Source organism: Streptomyces sp. NPDC087906, assembly GCF_055584925.1.
In genome coordinates this window covers 394123-416220 of the sequence record NZ_JBVJLC010000002.1, presented here as the reverse complement: position 1 = coordinate 416220, position 22098 = coordinate 394123, and the positions used below count along the sequence as shown (strand labels likewise).

Genomic DNA, 22098 nt, shown 5'->3' with positions numbered 1-22098 from the left:
CGCTCACCGCACGCCTTTCGCCGGGAACCGCGAAAGGGACATGGTAGTCGTCGCCCTCGGTAAGAGAGTGTTAACGCGCCGTGTCGATCAGTCGCACGGGAGCAGGGGAGCACGTCAGCGCTGATAGGCGGGGGCGAGCGCCGCCCGCATCAGCAGGTGGGGGGCGCCCGTGCCGTCGGCAGGCAGCGCGTACAGGTCGGAGCCGTAGTCGCTCGGCATCGAGTAGACGACCGTCCGGCCGTCCTGCCACACCGCCTGGTCGTCGACGCTGCGCGGCTCGGCCAGCGCGGTCTCGCGCATCGTCCGCAGATCCAGCACGTACAGCCGCCAGGGCGAGTCGGCGGGCAGCCCCGCGACCCGTTTCTTGTACGCGATCCGGGTGCCGTCCGGCGACAGCGACGGGCATTCCACGTTCGTGTGGAGCGTGCTGAGCGAGCGCGTCGTCGTATCGCCGCGCACCAGATACGTCTTTCCGCCGGTCGCCATCGTCGCGTAGAAGGTCCGGTCGTCGGCGAAGGTGACGCCCCAGAAATTGAGGTCGGCGGCGTGCAGGGTACGGCCGTCCCTGGTGACCCGGTACGCCTCCAGGGACGGATCGAGCCGCCCGGTGCGGGTGTCGAGGATCGCGGTGCGGGTGGAGAAGTCGGTGCCCGCGTAGGAGTCGCCGCCGACGAAGACGGTCCAGGCGGCCAGCCGGCCGCTCGGGGAGACCCGGGCCCGGGTGGGGATCCCGGGCAGCGCGTAGTGGGCGACCTCTTTGAGCCTGCTGTCGAGGACCACGGCCCGGTAGCTGTCCGTCAGCGCGCCGTGCTCCGCCCGGAGGCAGATACCGGTACCGGCGGCGGCGTGGAAGCGCAGGCACTTCACTCCCGAAGCGGTGCGCCGGCCGGCCGGATCACCGGCGGGTACGGTGCTCAGCTCGTCGCGGTGCGGGCCGTACGCCATGTTCCTGAAGACGATCAGCGGCGCCGCCGTGCGGGCGAGCGACACCTGCCCGGCGACGACCGGCGGGCCGCCCGCCTGGGGGCGGTCCCGGTCCGCCGCGCGGTCACCGGCGCGCAGCAGGGCGGCGCAGGCCACCGCCGCCAGCACCACGACCGCCGTGAGCAGCACGAGCAGCTTGGTACGGAGCGCCATGGACGCCACCCCCTCGATGGACGTCACGCGGCGACTCCTGATGCGCCTTCCGGCCGCAGCCGGTACGAGAACACCGCGCACACCGCCAGGGCGGCGGCCGCGGCGCCGAGCGCGCTCCTGTCGCCCCAGACGCTCCACGCGGCGCCGAACGCGATCGAGCAGGCGAACCGCGCGGCGGCCTGGCCCGTCTGCACCAGCGCGAGACCGCTGGACCGCAGCTCGGCGGGCACACAGCCGGCCGCCGCTGCCATCAGTACCCCGTCGGTCGCCGCGTAGAAGCAGCCGTGCAGGGCGAGCACGGCGTAGGGCAGGGCGGCGCCGTGCCAGGACGACAGGATCAGCCCGTAGGCGGCGAGCAGCGCGAGATGGCCGCCGAGGAACACCCGCCAGCGCCCCACCAGGTCGGCGAGCCGGCCGAGCGGTACGGCCAGCAGCAGGAACGCCGCCGCCGTGCCGAGCGGGAGCAGCGCGAACAACCGGTCGGGCACGCCGAGCCGGTGCTGGAGCAGCAGATAGACGAACGAGTCGCTGACGGTCGCGAGGCCCAGCAGCAGCGCGCACACCGACAAACGCCGCACGTCCCGGCGGCGCAGCAGCCCGACGGCCGCCCGCAGCGAGACACCATCGGTGCTTGCCGCGGTGCTTGCCGCGGTGCTTGTCCCCGCGCGGCTGCCGGGCACGAACAGCACCAGGACGACCACGCCGACCGCCGCCACGCAGAAGCTGACCGTGAACACCGCGTCGTACCCGTCCACCGTGGCCCGCAGGATCACGAACGCCACCAGCGGTCCGAGCAGCGCGCCCGCTGTGTCCATGGCCCGGTGCACCCCGAACGCCCTGCCGCGTGACTCGGGCGCCGAGGCGAGCGAGATCATGGCGTCGCGCGGCGCCGTACGCAGCCCCTTGCCGGTCCGGTCGGCGGCCAGTACCGCGCCGATCAGCGGGAGTGAACCCGCCAGCAGGAGCAGGGGTTTGCAGATCGCCGAGAGGCCGTAGCCGAGGACGGCGACGGACTTGTGGCGGCCGCCGCGGTCGGCGAGATGGCCGCCGACGAGCCGCACCAGCGCGCTGAACCCGTTGTACACGCCGTCCAGCAGCCCGAAGCCGAGCGGCGAGAGGCCGAGCCCGGTCACCAGGTAGAGCGGCAGCACGGCGGTGACCATCTCGGAGGAGACGTCCGTGATGAGGCTGACGGAGCCCAGGGCCAGCACCGTGGGCGCGACAGCGGCGCGCCGCCCGGAACCTCCCCGGGCGGGCGCCGCCGCGGGGGCGCCGCGACTGTCCGCTACGTACACGTCAGGAGGCCCAGATGCCCGTGATGTCCGTGGCGTTGGCGGCCTGACCCGCGTGCGCCGTGCCGTACATGTCCTCGACGGTGCGCAGCACGTTGTAGTGGGTGTACTTGGTCGAGGACGACGAACCGGCCTTGACCGGCTGCCCGTAGAACACTGTGGTGATCTTGTTGCCGGAGAGCGAGTTGTCCTCGTCGAAGGTGACGACGAGCAGGCTGTTGTGCGTCTTCGCCCACGTGGCGTAGGCACCGAGGTTGTTCTTCAGCCAGGTGTCGCCGGTGGCGACCGAGCAGTCGTGCATGTCGCTGCAGAGGTTCGGTGTCACGAACGAGACCTGCGGCAACTGGCCGAAGTCCGTCGGGAACTGCGCGAAGGTGCGCGCCGTCGACGTCGGGACGTTCTTGAAGCCGAACCAGGGGTTGTGCTTGCGGGCGTACTTGCCGCTGTTGCAGGTGGTCGAACCGGCGCTGGGCAGCGTCTCGTTGTAGCTTCCCCAGGTCTTGCCCGCCGCCGTCAGCTCGGAAGCGAGGTTCGCCGCCGACGAGAAACCGGGCGTGTAGCAGCCGTCGTCCGTGATGCCCTGCGTCGAACCGGAGAACAGCGCGAAGTAGTTGGGCTGGCTGGGGTGCGTGATGGCGTACGAGGCGGTGAGGTTGGCGCCGCCCGACTTCAGCGAGTTGATGTACGGCGCGCTCGAACTGCCGATGATCTGGCTGTAGGCGTGGTTCTCCATGACCACCACGACCACATGGTCGGGGGTCGGCACACTGCCGGCGGCCTGGGCGCTCGAAGCGCCGCCGAGAGAGGCCCAGAGTCCGGCGCAGGCGGCGGCGAAGCAGGCGAGCGAGGCGATGACGGTACGGGAGCGGCGGGGCGACGGCCATCGTGCGGACAAGCCGGACACGGGTTACCTCCGGTTCGGGGGGACGGGGAGGTGCACCGCGAGTGTAGGGAAGCGGGACGGCGCCCGAAGCGCCGTCCAGATGAAGTACCGGAGAACGTCCGGTGGGCGCCGGCGGCCCCAACGCCCGTGATTCGCGGCGACGTTGGGGCTGCCCGGGTCAGCCGAGCGGAATGACGATTTCGTCCTCGACCGGCGGGTCCAGCTCCTGTTCGAGATTGCCGGTGGCGGCGAAGCAGCGGATCCGCAGCGTCTGCGGCGTGACGTCGAGACGCAGGAAGCTCTTGAAGAACGGCGGCGTGAAGGTCACCGAACCCGGTGAGAAGAGCTGCGCGTAGATCTTGCGCACCGGCAGCCGGAACCACGACCTGCGCCTGCGCTGCTTCGCCACGCCCAGCAGCGCCGCGACCAGCCGCACGCGCAGGGTCACCCGGGCCTCCGTGCCGCGCGTGGGCCGGATGCCGAGCCGCTTCGAGATCACCGCGGTGGCCTGCTCGGAGGTCAGCTCGAAGAACCGCCGCAGATGGAACCGGCGGCCGTACACCCCGCTGTAGAACGCCAGGGAGTCACCGCGCAGCGGGTAGCAGCGGAACTCGTCCTCGGTGACCCCGCCGGTGGTGATGCGGGCGATGGTGTGCGTGGCGTGCATGAAGGCACCGCCGCCGCCGGACACCAGGTACTGCACGGTGCGCCCGTGCACATCGACCGGGTAGTGCTGGTAGTTGTGGATGTCGCCGCCGATCGCCGCCACGTAGTGGCAGTCCGGATCGCGGACGATCTCGTCCACCGTTCCGCCGCCCTCGATGGCGCACGGCTCGTACTTGTTGTCGACGTAGATCGGCGATCCGGTGACCAGGATCTTCGGCCTCGGCCCCTGCGAGACCCGGCGCAGCCACTGCCCCTGCTCCTCGTCGATCGTGCCGAGCAGCCCGGTGTCGATCCCGATGATCCGCAGCGGTCCCGCGTCGATCGCCCAGTAGGGGCCCGGCTGTTCGGCCTGCTGGGCCGGCGCGGAGCGCAGCGCCCGCGCCTCGGCGAGCCGCTTCTCGGCGGGTACGTCGGGCCGCCTCCACAGCAGTCCGCGCCACCACGCGCGCGACAGCTTCGCCGGCGGTGCGGCGGGCGGCAGGGCAGGGGCGTCGCAGAAGACGCGCATGAAGCCGGTGTTGCCGTCGTACCAGTCGTGGTTGCCGGGTACGGCGTAGATCGGCGCCTGGTAACGCTGGTACGGCTGGAAGAACTTGGTGCCGTACTCGTTGGCGCTGCCGACCGGGTAGAGCACATCGCTGGACAGGACGGTGAAGCGCGTCCCCTCGCTCGCCTTGAGGAAGCCCGGCACCACGGCGTACTGGGGAGCGTCGCCCTCGCCGGTGTCACCGAAGAGCATGAAGGAGAAGGTGTCGGGGTCGTCCCGTTCGATCAGCAGGTCGGGGGAGACGCCTCGGTCGAGCTGGGCCTTGACCCAGCGGCGCCTGTCCTCGCCCGTCGGATCCCCGAACAGGGAGGCGAGCGGTCCGTTGCGGGCCTTCCACAGCGTGCCCGGGTCGAACCAGGAGAGCTTCTTCGCGGTGGGCGGCAGCAGACTCTCGTAGCTGCCGGGCCGCTGGCCGTGCCAGCCGGCGCCGGCCGCCGAGTCGCGTGAGGAGGAAGGCATCGCCGCACCGTAGCAACTCGCAGGTGGGGCACGGCGCGTGGGTCCGCCGGACGCATCGGCCTCAACGCACCCCGGGCGGCCGGAACTGGACGCTGATGCGGGGGCCCACGTCGCGCGTGGTCTTCGGGATCGCGTGCTCCCAGGTCCGCTGGCACGAGCCGCCCATCACGATCAGGTCGCCGTGGCCGAGCGGCACCCGCCGGCCGGGCGCCCCGCCGCCCGCCGGGCGCAGGGCGAGGTCGCGCGGCTCGCCGACGGAGAGGATCGCCACCATGGTGTCCTGCCGGGCACCGCGCCCCGTCCGGTCGCCGTGCCAGGCCACGCTGTCCCTGCCGTCCCGGTAGTAGCAGAGCCCGGCGGTGGCGAACGGCTCGCCCAGCTCGGCGGCGTAGTGCGCGGACAGCGCGTCGCGTGCGGTCTCCAGCGCGGGATGCGGCAGCGGGGCGCCGTCCCGGTAGAAGCAGAGCAGTCGGGGTACGGCCACCTCGCGGTCGTACATCTGCCGGCGCTGGGCCTGCCAGGGCACGTCCGCCACCAGCTCGTCGAAGAGCGCCGCGGCGCCGCTGAGCCAGCCGGGCAGCAGATCGATCCAGGCCCCGTCGCCCAGCGCCGTACGCCGGACGTCGTGCAGCGGGCCGACGCGTACCGCGTCGCCCTGGTCGAAGAGAGACCCCTGTAGATGAGTCGACATATCACCCAGCATAACCACACACTCGAACAAGTGAGCTATACGGTGGTGTGCCAGGACGCACGGCGGCGGCCGGGCCCCGGAGGACCCGACCGCCGCACGCGACACCTTCGGAAGGGCTCAGCCCTCGGTCCAGCCGTGGCCCTTGCCGAACTGGAGCAGGCCGCGGCGGATCCGCAGGATCTGGTCACCGGTGAGGGACGGCTCCGACGCCAGCAGCGTCTCGGTCACCTCGTGCAGGAACTCCTCCGCGCTGAGCAGGTCGCACATCGAGTCGTCGCCGGCCGGCTGCCTGGCGCCGAACGCCGACGGGGCCGGCGGCAGCTCCGCCCCTTCGGGCAGCCGCACCGAGGAAGCCTTCAGCCCCCGGTCGCCCTCCTCGATCTCGAACTCCACCACCAGACCCGAGCGCACGGCGGACTCGGGGATCAGGAGGTCGTTGACGTGCAGGAAGACATCCTCCCCACCGTGATCCGCGCCGCGATCCGGTGCGATGAACCCGTAACCCCGCGCCCCGTCGAAGCGCACCACGCGACCAGTGACCATGCCATACCCCCGTCAACACCGGGCCCCTTGCCCGGACGAAACCAGGTACAGAGCATGGCACACGCCCGATACTGGACACACCGTGTGCACCGGCCCCCCACCAGCAGCCAAGGAGATCGCCCCATGACACTTCGGACGTACTCGCTGAGGATCGAAGCGCCGGCCTCGCGTGTCTGGGCGGTGGTGAGTGATGTCGCGAGCTGGCCCGCGCTCACGCCGTCGATCAATTCCCTTGTCGCCGTGGGGGATTGGGGCATCATCCCGGGAAACAAGTTCCTGCTCGACCAGCCGAGGCTGCGCAAGGCGGTCTGGACCGTGACGGACGTGCGGCCCGGCCGCTTCTTCGCCTGGGAGTCCGGCGGCGCCGCCGTCCGCACCCGGGGCACCCATGAGGTGACAGAGGAGTCCGGCGGCGCGGTGCTCACCCTGACGATCGAGCAGCGCGGTCTGCTCGGCCCGGTGGCCGGCGCCCTGGCGGGCGGTTTGACGGAGCGTTACATCCGACAGGAAGCGGCCGGTTTCAAGGAGCGCAGCGAGCACCCGGTCGCTCCGTGAAGGCGGCCTGACGTTTCCTCAGGTCAGAGCCGTTGATGCGTCCGAGTGACGGCCAGTCAGGTGGATTTCCCCTCTGACCAGGGGCGTTCTGTCTTTGGTCGGCCCATTGGCAGATGGGCCGTTCCCTTGGCAGGGCATGTGGTGTTGAGCATCATGAGCGCACAGCATGAATGTGACATGTACGCGACCCCACGCCGTCCCTGTCAGGAGTCACCATGGAGCCCGCACGCCACCACCCAGCCCGCCGGCGCCTGTTCACCGGAGCTGCCGCGCTCGCCGCGTCCGCCGCCCTCACCCCGCTCGCCGCCACCGCTGCCGCCGTGCCCCGCAACTCCCCGCGCTCGGCGGCCGGTTACCCCGCCACCCACTGGACCCCGGCCAGCACGTCGAACTACACGGCGGCGCAGCGCCCCACCGAGTACCCGATCGAGATGGTCGTGGTGCATGTGACCCAGGAGACCTTCGCCGACACCGTCAGACTCTTCCAGGACCCCGCGCACGCGGCCGCCGCACACTACGTCGTGCGGTCGGCCGACGGCTACATCGCCCAGTGCGTACGGGAGCGCGACGTCGCCTGGCACGCGGGGAACTGGGACTACAACACCCGCAGCATCGGCATCGAGCACGAGGGCTGGATCGACGACGCCTCCTGGTTCACCGACAAGATGTACCAGCAGTCGGCGCTGCTGACCGCCGCCGTCTGCGACCGGTTCGCCGTCCCCAGGGACCGCGCCCACATCATCGGCCATGTGGAGGTCCCCGGCGCCGACCACACCGACCCCGGCGCCCTGTGGGACTGGACCCGCTACATGAAGCTGGTCAAGGCGGCCCCCTGACGCCTCCGCACGGGCCGGACGGCACCGTCCGGCCCGCAAGGTCAGGGCAGCCCGCAGATCAGGGCAGCCGGCGGGGTTCGATGCGCTCCTCGACGGCCCGGTCACCCGCACGGCTGACGATGTACGCGCCCTTGCCCGGCGCCTCCGACACCGCCTCCACCAGCTCGGTGCCCCGGTAGACGAGGCCCACCCCGTCGTCGGTGCAGTGGGTGAGCGGCAGGGTGCCGTCGGCGACGAGCCGGTGCACCAGCGGGCGGCGGCCCTTGTCGCTGTCGTAGTGGACGCCGTTGCCGTAGGGCAGGAAGCCGAGCGCGTCGGTGACCGGGCGCAGCTCGGGGCCGAAGGAATCGGTCGTACCGCCCTGGAACCAGCAGATGGACCCCGCGCTGACCCCGGTCAGCACGACGCCGGACTGCCAGGCGGTCCGCAGGATCGTGTCGAGTCCGTGGACCCGCCACACGGCCAGCAGATTGGCCACCGAACCGCCCATGACCCAGACGACGTCCTGCTCCAGCACGGCCGCCCCGATGTCCTCGATGTTCGGCATCGGGAAGAGCTGCAACGGCGTGAGGTCGAACCCGGCGACCCGTGCGGCCTCGGTGATACGCGCGGCGAAGTGCTCGTCGTCGCCGATCGCCGTCCCCACGTACATGACCCGCGGCCGGCGGCCGTGGACGCCGGACAGTTCGACGGCGTGATGGGCGAGGGCGTCGAACGCCACGCGCGTACGGTCACCGAGGCGCAGCCCGCCCGAGGTGGCGACGATCGTCGGCTCCGGCGCGCTCATGCCGTACCACCTGCCGTGCCGGGCGCGTCAGGGACGGGCGGGTTCAGCGCCTTCGCGTAGCAGCGGCTCAGCGGCTCGAACCGGTACTCGCCGAACTTGGTGCACGGCGCGTAGCCGCTCGACTCGTAGAGCGCGATGGCCTCGGGCTGCTTGGTGCCGGTCTCCAGCACCATCCTGGTGCGTCCCGCCGCGGTGGCGTCCGCCTCCAGCGCGGCCAGCAGCCGCCGGGCGAGACCGAGGCCGCGGGCCTCCGGCGTCACATACATGCGCTTGATCTCCGCGTCACCGTCCGAGTACCCGGTGTCGTTGCGGTCCTGGGCCCGCCAGCCGCCGGTGGCCAGCGCGGTGCCGTACTCGTCGTACGCGATCAGATACAGCCCGCGCGGCGGCGCGAACATGTCGGGATCGAGCAGCGTGACATCGCCGCCGTCCCCGTAGCGCTCGGCGTATTCGAGCTGCACGCGGTCGTTGAGCTTGACGGCGTCGGGGTGGCCGAAGGAGACGGGGCGTATTTCCATGGACTCTTCGCACTTCTCTGCGTAAGGGGGCGGGCTACGCGATCATTGTGCCCGCGACCTCCGGGCAACCGGCGCGCGGCCCGGGAAATTCCGGGCCGCTACGGCGCGCCCGCGCCGTCGCCGAAGAGGTGGCGCGCGGTCGCCCGATGGCTGGCGCGTACGTGGGCGAGCGCGCTCGTGCGCGCCAGGTCCGCGTCGCCGGAGGCGATGGCCGCGTACAACTCGCGATGCTCGCTCAGCAGTTGCGGCCATTCCTCGTTCTGCCGGGTGAGCAGGCGCAGCCGCCCGTCGACCGGTTCCAGCACGGACACGATCAGGCTGTTGCCCGCCATGGCGAGCACCTGGTCGTGGAAGCGGGTGTTGATGTCGGTGATCCGCTCGGCGTCGCTGGTACGGGTCGCCGACGCTGCCTCGTCGAGCAGCCGGGCCAGCTCCGCCAGCCCCGCGCGGTCGGCGCGGGTGGCGGCGAGCCCCGCGGCGTAGACCTCCAGGGCCTCGCGCAGTTCGAACAGCTCGGCCACGTCCCCGGGGGTGAGCCGGCGCACCACGGCGCGGCGCGGCGTCTCGAAGAGGACGAAACCCTCGGCCACCAGCGCGCGTACGGCCTCGCGCACCGGGACCCTGGACACCCCGAAGCGGTCGGCGAGTTCGCGCTCGACGAGCCGGTCGCCCGGCCGCAGCCGGCCGCCGATGATGTCGTTCCGCAGCTCGGCGAGTACCCGCGCGCGCACGGCGCCCAGGGGTTCGGCGGTGGTCATGGTGCCAATGATCCACGAAGCGCGGGCCGTTTTACGGAGCCGTAACCGCCGGGACACGGCCCGCGGCACTCGGCGGCGGGACCATGACGGCGTGTTTGGTATACCAAACACGCCCGTCCCCGTTCCCTCATCGGGAGGCTCCGTGTCCCTCGCAGACCCCGCAGCAGCCACCGGCACCAGCACGTTCGTCCCCGACCCCCGGCTCACCAACGCCGACCTGGCCCCGGCCGGCAGCCGGAAATGGAAGGTCTTCGACCTCTTCGCGATGTGGATGTCCGACGTCCACAACCTCGGCAACTACACCTTCGCCGCCGGGCTGCTGGTCCTCGGCATGAACGCCTGGCAGATCTTCACCGCGCTGCTCGTCGGCTTCGTCATCATCTACGTCGGCATGAATCTGATGGGCCGCGTCGGCCAGCGGCACGGCGTCCCCTTCCCCGTCGTCAGCCGGATCAGCTTCGGCGTCTGGGGCGCCAACATCCCCGCGCTGATCCGCGCCGTCATCGCCATCATGTGGTACGGGATCCAGACCTACCTCGCGTCCGTCGCCGTCAACGTGATGCTGCTCGCCGCCGCGCCCGGCCTGGTCTCCTGGACGCACCACTCCTTCCTCGGGCTCGACGCGCTCGGCTGGACCTCCTTCCTCACCCTCTGGGTCCTCCAGGCGCTGATCATCGGGCAGGGCATGGAGTCGGTCCGCAAGTTCCAGGACTTCTGCGGACCCGCCATCTGGCTCGTGATGATCGCCCTCGCCGTCTGGGTGCTCGCCAAGGCCGGCTGGAGCATCTCCCTGACCTCGACCCCGCACCCCGTCTCCACGGGGGAGCAGGTCCGGCAGTGGTTCGGCGCGATCGGGCTGATCCTCGCGACCTACGGCACGCTGATGCTCAACTTCTGCGACTTCTCCCGCTTCGCGCCCGACCAGCGCACGGTGCGCCGGGGCAACTTCTGGGGCCTGCCGATCAACTCCACGGCGTTCGTCATCGTCTCCGTCGTCGTCACCGCTGGCTCCATCGAGGTCTTCGGCGAGGCCATCACCGATCCCGCGCTGCTCGTCGCGAAGGTCGGCAACACCTGGGTGCTGGTCCTCGGCGCGCTGACCTTCGCCATCGCCACGATGGGGGTCAACATCGTCGCGAACTTCGTCTCACCCGCCTACGACCTGGCCAACGTCTGGCCGCAGAAGATCACCTTCAAGGTCGGCGGAATGATCAGCACCGTCGCCGCGCTGCTGGTCACCCCCTGGAACCTCTACTCCAACCCGAACGTCGTCAACTACTTCCTCGGCGGCCTCGGCGCCTTCCTCGGCCCGCTGTTCGGGGTGATCATGGTCGACTACTACTGGGTCAAGCGCGGACGCGTCGACGCGGACGCGCTCTTCGACGGACGTCCAGGCTCGCGCTACTACTACCGCAAGGGCGTCAACCCCAAGGCGCTGTGGGCGTTCCTGCCGTCCGCCGCCGTCGCCGCCGTACTCGCGCTCGTGCCCTACTTCGGCGACGTCGCGCCGTACTCCTGGTTCATCGGTACGGCTGCCGCCGCAGCCCTGTACGCGGCGCTGGGCAGGGCCGAACGGGCCGAAGCCCTTCCCACGGCACTCGCGGAGGTCTGAACGGCGTGCGGATCGTCGTCACCAACTGCAACACGACCCGGTCCATGACCGAGGAGATCGTGCGCGGTGCCCGGACGGTCGCGAGTCCGGGCACCACGATCACCGGGCTCACCCCCGGCTGGGGGCCCGAGTCCGCCGAGGGCTGGCTGGACAGCTATCTCTCCGCCGCCGCGGTCCTCGACACGCTCCGCGGTTACGAAGGGCCGTACGACGCCGTCGTCATGGCCGGATTCGGCGAACACGGCAGGGAGGGCGCCCGCGAACTGCTCGACGTACCCGTCGTCGACATCACCGAAGCCGCGGCCCATCTCGCCTGCCTGCTGGGGCGCAGATACGGCGTCGTCACCACGCTCGACCGCTCACGCGGCCAGATCGAGGACAGCCTCCACACGGCGGGGCTCGCGGCGAACTGCGCCGCCGTCGAGGGCACCGGACTCGGCGTACTCGACCTCGGCGACGAACAGCGCACCACGCAGGCGTTCCTGGCGGCGGCGGAACGGGCCGCCGAAGCGGGCGCCGAAGTGCTGGTCCTCGGCTGCGCCGGAATGACAGGACTGCGGACCGCGCTGGCGCGGCGCCTCGCCATGCCCGTCGTGGACGGGGTCGCCGCGGCCGTCCGCCTCGCGGAGTCGCTCGTGGCCCTGGAGCTGAACACGAGCCGTACCGGGGGTTACGCCAGGCCACTGCCCAAGCGGCGAACCTGGCCGACCCCCCGGACGGCAGGATGAGGTCGCGAACACGGGGCACAAGAAGGCAATGACCGCTCGTCCTTGCCCGCGCACCCGTTTGTCAGGGGGTCCCTCCCATGCACGTTGACGACAACGGACCACAGGGGCGCGCGGGGACGACGGCGCCCCTCCTGCTCGCCGGCCGCTACCGGATGCTCAGCAGACTCGGCCGCGGCGGCATGGGCGAGGTCTGGCGGGCCGTCGACGAGGTCCTGGGACGGCCCGTCGCCGTCAAACTGCTGCTGAACCGGCAGGCCGACGAAGCGGCCATCGCCCGCTTCCACCTGGAGGCCCAGACGGCGGCGCGGCTCAGCGACCCGCATGTGGTCGCCGTGTACGACACCGGCACGGAGGCCGACCGCCAGTACCTCGTCACCGAGCTGCTGGAGGGACGCAGCCTCGCCGACGAGATATCCGAACACGGACCGCTGCCCTCCTGGCGCACCGCCAGGATCGGCGGCCAGGTCGCCGAAGGACTCGCCGCAGCCCACCGGCAGGGCGTCGTGCACCGCGACGTCAAACCCGGCAATCTGCTGCTCAACTCCGACGACACCGTGAAGATAGGCGACTTCGGCATAGCCCGCTTCGCCGACGAGTCGTCGGCGGGGCTCACCACCACCGGCCAGATCATCGGCACCAGCGCCTACCTCTCACCGGAGCGCGCCCTCGGCCGCCCGGCCGGACCGCCCGCCGACATGTACGCGCTCGGCTGCGTCCTGTACGAACTCCTCTCCGGGCACACCCCGTTCGAGGCGGACACGCCCACGGCGATGGTGTACCAGCACGTCGACGTGACCCCCGACCCGCCGGGGCGCTACCACTCCGACCTGCCCGAGGCGTTCGACGAATTCGTCCTGCGGCTGCTGGCCAAGGACAGCGACGAGCGCCCCACCGCCCGGCAGGCCGCCGGATTCCTGGCAGCCCCCGACCGCTGGGCCGCGCGGCGCACCACCCGTCGCGCCACCCGTCCCCTGCCCGCGGCGGCCCCGCACGGGGGAGCGGCTCCGGTTCCGGGAACGGCCCCCGACCCGAGCCGGCCGCCGGTCCGCCGGTGGCGCGTCCGCCGGGCGCACGCCGTCATCGGTACGGTCGTCGCCGCTGTCGCCACCGTCTCGATCGCCGGCCTCACCGCCGTATCGTCCGGGGACGGGAACAGCACGGGTACGGAGCGCGGCGCGGGATCCAGTACGGCGCCCCGCACCCCCGCGGCCGCGAAGCCCAAGCCGCCCGCGGCGGCCACCGGGAAGGCCCGCCCCGCTCCGCCGGCCTCGGCGGAAGCGGGCAGCTCCGCCCGGCCCGCCGCACGGTCCGGCCCTGCTCGGTCAGCGAGCCCGGCCGGGAAGACGGAGACCACGCCGGCGCCCGAACCCTCGGCCACGGCCGAGCCGCCCACACAGCGCACCACACCCCCCGCGACGCAGACCCCGCCGTCGAAGCCGCCCGGGACCACCCCGCCCCCGCAGAGCCCGACCGCCCCCGCCACACCCCCGCCCACGGAACCCGCCGACCCGGCCGAGCCCCCGCCCGACGAGCTGCCCGACGAGCTGCCCGAGGCCTGACGGCCGCGCTACATCAGCCCCCTGCGGGCCGCCTGCCACGCCAACTGCATCCGGGTCGTCGCGCCGACGGCCGTCATCATCCCCTGGATGCGCCGCTGCACCGTCCGCCTGCTGAGCCCCGTCTGACTCGCTATGGCCTTGTCGGCCACCCCGGCCACCAGCAGCGAAAGCAACTGGCGGTCCGTCGCCGACAGCACCTGCCCAGGCGTCGTGCCGTCCGTACCGCTCACCTCGCCCGAAGCGCTGACGTCCAGCGGTACCGCGTCCTCCCAGTACCGCTCGAACAGCGCGACCAGCGCCTCCAGCAGACTGCTCCCGCGCACCAGCGCCGTCGTCGGCTCCTCGGAACTGCCGCCGGGGCCGCCAGGAACCAGCGGGCAGATCGCGATGGACCGGTCGGCGACCGCCAGCCTGAGCGGCAGATGCGGCACGGCGCGAGCGATCTCGCCGGCCCGCACCCCCTCCACCACGTTGTCGACCGCCCCCGCGTCGTCGAAGAACGCCCGCTCGTACAGGACCCGGTAGCGCACCCCGCGGGCCAGCGCGTCGAACTCGGCCTTGTTGCTGCCCGACGGCATCGCGACGTACTGCGCCTTGCAGAACCACAGCATCTCGTGCCGGGTGTTGTCCTGGATCTGCCGCAGTTGCTGGCGCAGCGCCTCGGCGCCGGTGATCACCTCGATGAGCTGGTCGGGGTCGCTGCGGCGGCGGGTACGCCGGTACGTCTCCACCAGATCGGTCACGGCGGCGCGTGCCTCGTCGAGCGCGTCCGACCTGCGCTGCAGGTGCGGCATCAGGGCGACGTCCGGGGGAGCGGCGGCAAAGCTGCGCGGGGTGCGGTCCGTCCAGGTCGCGAGGCCCTTGTCGGTGAGCGAGGCCAGCGCGCGCTCCGTCTCGTGCGGACTGAGACCGGCTCGCTCCGATATCTCGTCCGCCGCGGCGGTGGGCGTCGTCACGAGCAGCCGGTAGACGGATTCCTCCGTCTCGGTCAGGCCCACAGCCTCCAGCATTGCCGCTCCTCTCCGGCGCACCGCCGTCATGTCCGAGGGGGCGGCGCCCGCGCCGAGAGGGTCAGGGTCGCCCGATCCGTCGGCGCCGACGCCAGGAAACGGCACTATACGCCTGGTGGCACCGGGTGCCGGAGCGTCAGAAAGCGGCGGGCACGGGGGCGGTCGACCCCCGTACCCGCCGCTGTGGCCCCGGGCCCGCCCGTCCCCATTCCGCCGGACGGGCCCCGGCCGGGTGCTACCCGCCGAGGCGGTAGGCGCGTTCCACGGTCTGCCGGACGCTGTTGCCCGCCTTGTCCGTGGCGGTCACCCGCAGCGTCACGAACGCGTCGTCCGCCGTGCGCCTCGGCTGCTCCAGGGTCGCGGCGAACCGGTTGCGGCCCCGGTCGGCGATCCGGGTCGCCGCCGTCCACGTCCTGCCGTCGTCGTACGAGGCGTCGACCCGTACCTTGACGCCCTGCGGAGCCGCCACACCGGGCTGCTCGCGCACGGTGAGACCGATGTCGTGCCGGCGGCCCTCCCGCACCGCGTTGTCCGCGTCGACCGGTACGTCGTAGTCGACCTGGAGCAGCGGAAGCGCGGTCCGCGCCGACGCCGTACCCGAGCGGAACGACCACGAGGTCGCCGTACGGGTGCCGAACGCCCACTCCCCCGAGGTGCGGGACGTCGACAGGTCGAGCCGGTAGCCGGCCGCGCCGGGTGCCACCTCGACATCGGCCCAGGCGCTGTCGGCCGTGGCCACCTGGACGCCGTCCCGGAACAGCTTCGCCGACGAGGCGTCACCCGCCGGCAGCGGATCCTGCGCCGCACCCGCCGTACCTGACGTACCGATACCGCCGCCGTCGACCACCGTGCGCGACCAGTGACCCGCCGTCGCGTCGGTGAACTCGGGGATCCGCAGCGACAGGACATCGCCCTCGCGGGCGGACGGGGTCGCCGTACCGGCCGGGATCGACGGCCGGACCACGGCGCCGAACCAGCTCTCGTCGCTCCTGGCGCCCGCCTTGTAGTAACGCGGGGCGTCCCGCATCCCGTTGTTGAGCGGCACGTCGACGTCGAAAGCGGTGGTGTGGCTGACGTAGTGCTGCCATGCGGTGTCGTCGGCACTCACGTACTCCGTGCGTTGGAAGCCGGTCGGCACGAAACGGCTGTACTGGTTCCAGGCGTAGTCCTGGTACGGGCGCCAGCCGAACCGCTGCTCGCTCGCCCACGGCAGGCCGCCGTTGTCCGCGTACGTGGTGCGGACCTGGGCGGTGTTGCGGTCCGAGACCGTGTAGACCACGTTCTGCGGGACCTGCCCGACCGAGGTCTGCATCACGTCGTAGAGATACGGGCTGCGCGCGGTCCCGGAGAAGGCGACCGTGGTGCTGCGGCGCTTGACGCGCTCCAGCAGGGCCGCGCCGCCCTCGGCGCTCACCCGCACGGTCGGCAGCGCGTTGGGCTCCGAGTCAGGACGCCATCTGGTCCACGGGTACTTCGTCGGCCACACCAGCAGCAGCCCCTTCGCACCGGCCTTCGCCGCCGCGTCGGCGAGCTGCCGCTCGTCGGAGCCGTCGTCCCGTACGACGGCCAGCTTGCCGCGCACCTTGGCGGGCCGCAGGTCCGGCGCCGCGCTCGTACCGGCGTCCACGGCCGTCAGCCGTACGCCCTTCTCGGCGTAGAGCGGCGAGGAGTTGGTGTAGTACGGGTTGAGATCGATGCCGGCGCCGACGACCTCCGCCTTGATCAGCGGTGCGACGAGCTGCCAGCGGGAAGCGAACTCGAAGGTGCCGTCGGTGACCTTGGCGGTCGGGCTCACATACAGCCGCTTGGCGATGTCGAAGTACATCACGCCCTGGGTGAGGCTGTGCCCGTCGATCTGCCGGTAGGTCTGGTAGCTCGGGGCGCCGCGCTGCTCGGCCGGCTTGGGCGTGCGGATCCGCACCTGGGTGGTCTTCCGCGCGTCCAGCGTGACGCTCATGTCCTTGGTGACCTTCACCTCGGGCAGGACGACGTTCCGCAACTCCTGCCCGTCGGTGCCCTCGTCGACCGACGAGCTGCTGAGCTGGTACGTCCCCTCCTCGACCTCGGCGACGGCCGGATCGGTGCTGAGGTAGTCCACGAACCCGTCCGGGCCCCAGATGGTCGGCAGCGATCCGTCCTGGTGTCCGTCCTTGTCCAGGGACGTGACGGTGAGCCGGTGGATCGGACCGTGCACCACGAAGCTGACGGTGGTGTGGGCGACGACCGTGCCGTCCGCCGTGGCGGCGGTGACATAGCCGTAGTACTCGCCCCGCTCGGCCCGCGCCGGATCGGCGCCCAGCGGCACATCGGCCGAGGCGCCCGGTGCCAGTTGTACGGCGCCGTTGCCGAACGTGAGCGCGCCGGTGCCGAGTTCACGGCCGCCGGTCGTCGCGAGCTTGGCGGTCAGCCGCAGCGAGACCGCCTTGTCCGACTGGTTGGTGTAATGGATCGTGGCGTTCGCGGCGTCGGCCGACTGCTTCGCGCCGCCCGTCTGGAACGGACCGAGTGCGACCGTGCCGGTCGCCGTGACTGGGCCGGTCGTCGCGCTCGCCAAGTCGATACGCCCGCCGCCCTGTTCGGTCGGCAGATCGCCGGACACGGGGTGGGCGGTGCTGATCAGCGCGTCCTTGAGTTCCCGCGCGCCCCAGGTCGGATGCTCCTGCGCGAGCAGCGCCGCTGCTCCCGCCACGTGCGGTGTCGCCATCGACGTGCCGGAAGCCGCGACGTAGTACTCGTCGACCGGCGTGCCCAGCGTCGTACCCGCCGCGCGCGCGGCAACGATGTCAACGCCGGGAGCTGTGACATCGGGCTTCACCGCGCCGTCACCGACGCGCGGACCGCGGCTGGAGAACGGGGCGAGCGAGTCGTCGCGGTCGACGGCGCCGACGGTCAGCGCGTCGTCGGCGGCGCCGGGCGAGCCGATCGTCTCCGTCCCCGCCTCGCCGTTGTTGCCCGCCGCCACCACGAACAACGTGCCGGTACGCTCGGTGATCTTGTCGACCGCCGCGCTCATCGGGTCGGTGCCGTCGGTCGTCTCGTCAGAGCCGAGGCTCAGGTTGACGACCTTGGCGCCCTGCGCCGCCGCCCACTCCATGCCCTCGATGATCTGCGACTCGCTGCCGAAGCCGTCGTCCCCGAGCACCTTGCCGACCAGCAGGTCGGCCTGCGAGGCGACGCCCTTGCGGCTGCCGCCGGAAGCGGCGCCGGTGCCGCCGACGATGGACGCGACATGCGTGCCGTGGCCGAAGACGTCGGCGGTGCCGCCACTGCCCGAGAAGTCCTTGGTCAGCGACACCCGTCCGGCCAGGTCCGGATGGGTCTGGTCGACGCCCGTGTCCAGGATGGCGACCTTGACGCCCTTGCCCTGGTAGCCGAGCGCCCAGGCGGCCGGCGCGTTGATCTGCCCCGTACTGCGGTCCAGGGACGCGCTCACCCGGCCGTCGAGCCACACCTTGGGCGTCGCCGACAGCCGCTTGGCGGTCAGCTCGCCGTCGCCGGGCGCCAGTTCGTGCCAGAAGGCGGCGAGATCACCGTCGGCGACCCGCACCGAGCGGGCGCCGATGCTGGTGAGACGCCGCGAGGGCGCGGTGTCGTCGCCCAGCGCGGTGAGTTCCCTCGCGGTGCCGGCCGCCGCCGACCCGGCCTCCGGGTCCGACACGATCAGCGGCAGACCGTCGCTGTGCGCCTCGTCGTACCCCTGCGCCACCAGGGCGCTGACGTCGAACAGGTGCCGGTCAAGCGCGCCGGTGGAGACCAGGTCGAGCGCGTCGGACGGCAGGACCGTCAGCTCGCCGTCCTCCTCGGCGGTCCGGAACAGCACACCGTCCCTGCCGGGTCCGGGCTCGACCGAGGCCGTCCGCTTGCCGTCAGGGCCGACCCCGACGGTCACCCGGTCCCCGGTGATCAGCCGTACGGTCGCCGTCGGGCCGGCCTGCCCGGCCGCCGAACGGGCCCCGGCGCTCGCTTCGCTGCCGGTGTGCGGCGCCTGCGATGCCCACGCGGGTGCCAGGGCGCCCGCCGTCATCAGCAACGCCGTCGTTATCGCCGCCGAAAGGCGGGTCCGTCTCATAGGTGCAGCCCTTTCGTCCCACGCCGCTGTCACGTGCTCCGCTCAGAGTCCGGCAGCTCACGACGGGCTGTCACGGATTCCGGCTGGCGCGCTTGGGACATGTCGCAACGGCGCCAGCCCTGGTCCTGGCCCCTGCTGACCGGGCGTTCGCGCCCGCCGCACCGACGGGAACGTAGCCGTCACAGCCGTGTGACGGATGAGCCCCGCGTGAAAGGCGGGGAAACGTCCGGAACCAGGGAGCCGTACGACGGGACCGTCGAACGGCTCCTGACCGTCGAACGGCTCCTGACCCTCGAACGGCTCCTGACCGGCGGGTCGGCTCCTGCGAAGGGTCAGCCCTCGCCCTTCGCCACCGCGGCGAACCGCAGTGCCACCTCGTGCCAGACCTCCACCGACGCCGGTTCGTCGCGCTCGGCGGCGCGGGCGAGTGCCGTCCGGTCGGCGCCGTACTTCTCCAGCCGCTCCGTGCTCCACCCGCTGATCCGCTCCGCCGCCGCCTCCGGGTGGAACTGCACGCCCCAGGCGTTCGCGCCGAGCCGGAACGCCTGGTACGGGCAGTGCTCGCTGCGGGCCAGCCAGCTTGCCCCCGGCGGCAGTTCGGTGATCGCGTCCACATGGTTCTCGATCGCCGTGGGATGCGCGGGCAGCCCCCGGAACAGCGGGTCGTCCGCCGCCTCGGCGCGCAGCGTCAGCCGGGTGCTGCCGAACTCGGGCGTGCCGTGCTCGCCGCGTACCGTCCCGCCCGCGACCTGCGCCAGCATCTGGCCGCCCAGGCAGATCCCGAACACCGGCACCCCGGTGTCCAGGGCATCGCGGACCAGGGCCCTGGTCGGCGCGAGCCACGGTGCGCGGGCGTCGTCGTCGGGGAGGTAGGCACCACCGAGCACGATCAGCGCCCGGTGGGCCAGCTTCGGCGGCAGCGGCGCGCCGTCGTACGCCGGTACGACGGACAGGCCGAGACCGCCCTCGGCCAGCCAGCGCTCCCAGCGTCCCGGGCCGCCCGCCGGCCCGTGCTGTACGACGAGCGCCGATGCCGAAGCCATGGCTGTTCCTGCCCTTCCGAGTGGCCCCCTGCGGGCCGGTTCACCTGCCACCCTCTCAGACAGGTGGACGGGCGGACCGGCCCGGCCGGACGGTCCGGGCCGGTCAGGGCCGGGGAGCGGCGTCAGCGGGTCAGCAGGGGAAGCGCCGTGCAGGTACCCGTCACGGCGCCGCCGACGGCGACGACGGTGAGCGCCACACAGCGGCTCTTGAGCTGCTCGTAGCGCGCCGTGTACTCGTCCCGCAGCTCCACGCTGCGCTCCCGGATCCGGACGAGCACCGCCCGTGACACCCGCACCCGGTCGGCCGCGTAGACCCGTTCCACCTCCTCGCGCTGCGCCGTGGTGAGCCAGGGCAACTGCTCGGCGAAGAGCGCCGCCTGGCGCCGCGCCTCATGGACCTCGGTGCTCCACAGGAGATAGCCCTCGAGCTGCGCCAGCCCTCGCGCACTGTCCTTGTCCGGTTCCACGCGGTCTCCTCCTACTCCTGCTTGTCCCCGGGCGCCACGGTGACCGAGGTCTGCGGACGGGTGGCCATCTCGTCGATGACGGAGATCTCCGGGTGGTGCAGGTCGAACGCCGGCGACTCGGAGCGGATACGGGGGAGGGTGACGAAGTTGTGCCGCGGCGGCGGGCAGGACGTCGCCCACTCCAGCGAACGGCCGTACCCCCACGGGTCGTCGACCTCGACCTTCTTGCCGTACTTCGCCGTCTTCCAGACGTTGTAGAAGAACGGCAGCATCGACAGCCCCAGCAGGAACGAGCTGATGGAGGAGATGGTGTTGAGGGTGGTGAACCCGTCCACCGCGAGGTAGTCGGCGTACCGGCGCGGCATGCCTTCGGCGCCCAGCCAGTGCTGGATGAGGAAGGTCCCGTGGAAGCCGATGAACAGCGTCCAGAAGGTGATTTTGCCGAGCCGTTCGTCGAGCATCTTGCCGGTGAACTTCGGCCACCAGAAGTGGAATCCGGCGAACATCGCGAACACCACCGTGCCGAAGACGACGTAGTGGAAGTGCGCGACGACGAAGTACGAGTCGGAGACGTGGAAGTCGAGAGGCGGCGAGGCCAGAATGACGCCGGTCAGACCGCCGAAAAGGAAGGTGACCAGGAATCCGATCGTCCAGAGCATCGGTGTCTCGAAGGACAGCGAGCCCTTCCAGATCGTGCCGATCCAGTTGAAGAACTTCACCCCGGTCGGTACCGCGATGAGGAACGTCATGAAGGAGAAGAACGGCAGCAGCACACCGCCGGTGACGTACATGTGGTGCGCCCACACCGTCACGGACAGGCCCGCGATGGAGATCGTCGCCGCGACCAGTCCGATGTAGCCGAACATCGGCTTGCGGCTGAAGACCGGGAGCACTTCGGAGGCGATGCCGAAGAACGGGAGGGCGATGATGTACACCTCCGGGTGACCGAAGAACCAGAAGAGGTGCTGCCACAGCAGCGCCCCGCCGTTCGCCGGGTCGAAGATATGCGCACCGAACTTCCGGTCGGCCTCCAGCGCGAAGAGCGAGGCGGCGAGCACGGGGAAGGCGAACAGCACCAGCAGCGCGGTGAGCAGCACGTTCCAGCAGAAGATCGGCATCCGGAACATCGTCATGCCGGGCGCGCGCATGCAGATGATCGTGGTGATGAAGTTGACGGAACCGAGGATCGTACCGAATCCGGAGAAGGCCAGACCCATGATCCACAAGTCCCCGCCGATACCGGGCGAATGGACCGCGTCGGTCAGCGGCGAATAGGCGAACCAGCCGAAGTCGGCCGCGCCGTCGGGCGTCAGGAAAGCCCCTACGGCGATGGTCGAGCCGAACAGGTAGAGCCAGTAGGCGAACATGTTCAGCCGCGGGAACGCCACGTCGGGCGCGCCGATCTGCAGCGGCATGATCCAGTTGGTGAAACCGGCGAACAGCGGTGTGGCGAACATCAGCAGCATGACGGTGCCGTGCATGGTGAACGCCTGGTTGTACTGCTCGTTCGACACGATCTGGGTGCCGGGACGGGCGAGTTCGGCGCGCATGACGAGCGCCATGATGCCACCGAGAATGAAGAATACGAACGATGTGATGAGATACATCGAGCCGATCGTCTTATGATCGGTCGCGGTCGTCCAACTGACCACGATCGTCCCGATTTTTCGGCGCTTTCCCGGTCGCTTGTTCTGATAAGAATTCTCGGTCCCGGTCGGTCCTGCCGTACCCATGGTGGTCAATTGCGACGCTCCTCCGGTCGATTGTTTTTCACGACTCGGCACGAGCATGGCGGTGCATTCGGCGGCACGGTGCGATCTCGTCGTTTCCCGGCGCGTCGCCGCGACGTCAGGTGGATGAGGCCGGTGCGGCGACGAAGACGATCACCGGACAGGGCCCGGATCGGCGAGACCGTGCCGATCCCGCTCACCCAGGCCC

The 22098-nt window shown here is 71.3% G+C and carries 19 protein-coding genes; 5 read left to right on the top strand and 14 right to left on the bottom strand.

Features of this window, described 5'->3' with window-relative positions; genetic code table 11:
- Positions 1-114: 114 nt before the first annotated feature.
- From ACZ63I_RS07175 to ACZ63I_RS07150, 6 genes are all read right to left on the bottom strand, one after another.
- Positions 115-1137 carry a TolB family protein gene (locus tag ACZ63I_RS07175; protein ID WP_469337022.1) on the bottom strand — a complete coding sequence of 341 codons (1023 nt, stop codon included), beginning with the start codon at positions 1135-1137 and terminating at the stop codon, positions 115-117.
- Positions 1138-1160: 23 nt separating this feature from the next.
- A complete protein-coding gene (locus ACZ63I_RS07170) occupies positions 1161-2432 on the bottom strand; it encodes an MFS transporter (RefSeq protein ID WP_469336211.1) in 1272 nt (423 codons plus the stop codon).
- A 1-nt stretch (position 2433) separates the two neighbouring features.
- Positions 2434-3333, bottom strand: coding sequence for an alkaline phosphatase family protein (locus ACZ63I_RS07165; RefSeq protein ID WP_469336209.1), 900 nt, complete (start codon positions 3331-3333; stop codon positions 2434-2436).
- Positions 3334-3490: 157 nt separating this feature from the next.
- Positions 3491-4984, bottom strand: coding sequence for a metallophosphoesterase family protein (locus ACZ63I_RS07160; RefSeq protein WP_469336207.1), 1494 nt, complete (start codon positions 4982-4984; stop codon positions 3491-3493).
- 61 nt (positions 4985-5045) lie between these two features.
- Complete coding sequence (locus ACZ63I_RS07155) at positions 5046-5675, bottom strand: alpha-ketoglutarate-dependent dioxygenase AlkB (protein ID WP_469336205.1); 630 nt, start codon at positions 5673-5675, stop codon at positions 5046-5048.
- Between the two features lie 117 nt (positions 5676-5792).
- Positions 5793-6218: a cold-shock protein gene (locus ACZ63I_RS07150; RefSeq protein WP_469336204.1), complete on the bottom strand. Its 426-nt coding sequence runs from the start codon at positions 6216-6218 to the stop codon at positions 5793-5795.
- 123 nt (positions 6219-6341) lie between these two features.
- Here ACZ63I_RS07150 and ACZ63I_RS07145 point away from each other — a divergent pair, with 123 nt between their 5' ends.
- Both ACZ63I_RS07145 and ACZ63I_RS07140 read left to right on the top strand, forming a co-directional pair.
- The gene (locus ACZ63I_RS07145; RefSeq protein ID WP_469336202.1) at positions 6342-6773 is read left to right on the top strand and encodes an SRPBCC family protein; all 432 of its coding nucleotides are present in this window, start codon (positions 6342-6344) and stop codon (positions 6771-6773) included.
- Between the two features lie 215 nt (positions 6774-6988).
- Entirely contained in the window at positions 6989-7609 is a 621-nt protein-coding gene (locus ACZ63I_RS07140; protein WP_469336200.1) for an N-acetylmuramoyl-L-alanine amidase, read from the top strand.
- Positions 7610-7667: 58 nt separating this feature from the next.
- On the opposite strand, the gene ACZ63I_RS07135 is transcribed toward ACZ63I_RS07140, so the two are convergent.
- From ACZ63I_RS07135 to ACZ63I_RS07125, 3 genes are all read right to left on the bottom strand, one after another.
- The gene (locus ACZ63I_RS07135) at positions 7668-8396 is read right to left on the bottom strand and encodes a Type 1 glutamine amidotransferase-like domain-containing protein (RefSeq protein ID WP_469336198.1); all 729 of its coding nucleotides are present in this window, start codon (positions 8394-8396) and stop codon (positions 7668-7670) included.
- Positions 8393-8914, bottom strand: coding sequence for a GNAT family N-acetyltransferase (locus ACZ63I_RS07130; protein ID WP_469336197.1), 522 nt, complete (start codon positions 8912-8914; stop codon positions 8393-8395). Before ACZ63I_RS07130 ends, ACZ63I_RS07135 begins: the two co-directional genes overlap by 4 nt.
- Before the next feature lie 98 nt (positions 8915-9012).
- A complete protein-coding gene (locus tag ACZ63I_RS07125) occupies positions 9013-9672 on the bottom strand; it encodes a GntR family transcriptional regulator (RefSeq protein ID WP_469336195.1) in 660 nt (219 codons plus the stop codon).
- 142 nt (positions 9673-9814) lie between these two features.
- On the opposite strand from ACZ63I_RS07125, the gene ACZ63I_RS07120 reads away from it, so the two are divergent.
- The 3 genes from ACZ63I_RS07120 to ACZ63I_RS07110 all read left to right on the top strand — a co-directional run bounded on the left by ACZ63I_RS07120 (position 9815) and on the right by ACZ63I_RS07110 (position 13571).
- Positions 9815-11284, top strand: coding sequence for an NCS1 family nucleobase:cation symporter-1 (locus tag ACZ63I_RS07120; protein ID WP_469336194.1), 1470 nt, complete (start codon positions 9815-9817; stop codon positions 11282-11284).
- A 5-nt stretch (positions 11285-11289) separates the two neighbouring features.
- Positions 11290-12012 (top strand): aspartate/glutamate racemase family protein, encoded by a 723-nt coding sequence (locus ACZ63I_RS07115; protein WP_469336192.1) that lies wholly within the window; start codon positions 11290-11292, stop codon positions 12010-12012.
- Positions 12013-12089: 77 nt separating this feature from the next.
- A complete protein-coding gene (locus tag ACZ63I_RS07110) occupies positions 12090-13571 on the top strand; it encodes a serine/threonine-protein kinase (protein ID WP_469336190.1) in 1482 nt (493 codons plus the stop codon).
- A gap of 8 nt (positions 13572-13579) precedes the next feature.
- On the opposite strand, the gene ACZ63I_RS07105 is transcribed toward ACZ63I_RS07110, so the two are convergent.
- The 5 genes from ACZ63I_RS07105 to ctaD all read right to left on the bottom strand — a co-directional run bounded on the left by ACZ63I_RS07105 (position 13580) and on the right by ctaD (position 21893).
- Positions 13580-14581 carry a helix-turn-helix transcriptional regulator gene (locus tag ACZ63I_RS07105; protein ID WP_469336188.1) on the bottom strand — a complete coding sequence of 334 codons (1002 nt, stop codon included), beginning with the start codon at positions 14579-14581 and terminating at the stop codon, positions 13580-13582.
- Between the two features lie 235 nt (positions 14582-14816).
- Positions 14817-18650: a S8 family peptidase gene (locus tag ACZ63I_RS07100; protein WP_469336187.1), complete on the bottom strand. Its 3834-nt coding sequence runs from the start codon at positions 18648-18650 to the stop codon at positions 14817-14819.
- A 332-nt stretch (positions 18651-18982) separates the two neighbouring features.
- Positions 18983-19693 (bottom strand): type 1 glutamine amidotransferase, encoded by a 711-nt coding sequence (locus ACZ63I_RS07095; RefSeq protein ID WP_469336185.1) that lies wholly within the window; start codon positions 19691-19693, stop codon positions 18983-18985.
- A 122-nt stretch (positions 19694-19815) separates the two neighbouring features.
- Positions 19816-20160, bottom strand: a complete 345-nt coding sequence (locus tag ACZ63I_RS07090; protein ID WP_469336183.1) for a hypothetical protein — start codon at positions 20158-20160, stop codon at positions 19816-19818.
- 11 nt (positions 20161-20171) lie between these two features.
- Positions 20172-21893 carry an aa3-type cytochrome oxidase subunit I gene (ctaD, locus tag ACZ63I_RS07085; protein ID WP_469337020.1) on the bottom strand — a complete coding sequence of 574 codons (1722 nt, stop codon included), beginning with the start codon at positions 21891-21893 and terminating at the stop codon, positions 20172-20174.
- Positions 21894-22098 lie beyond the last annotated feature (205 nt).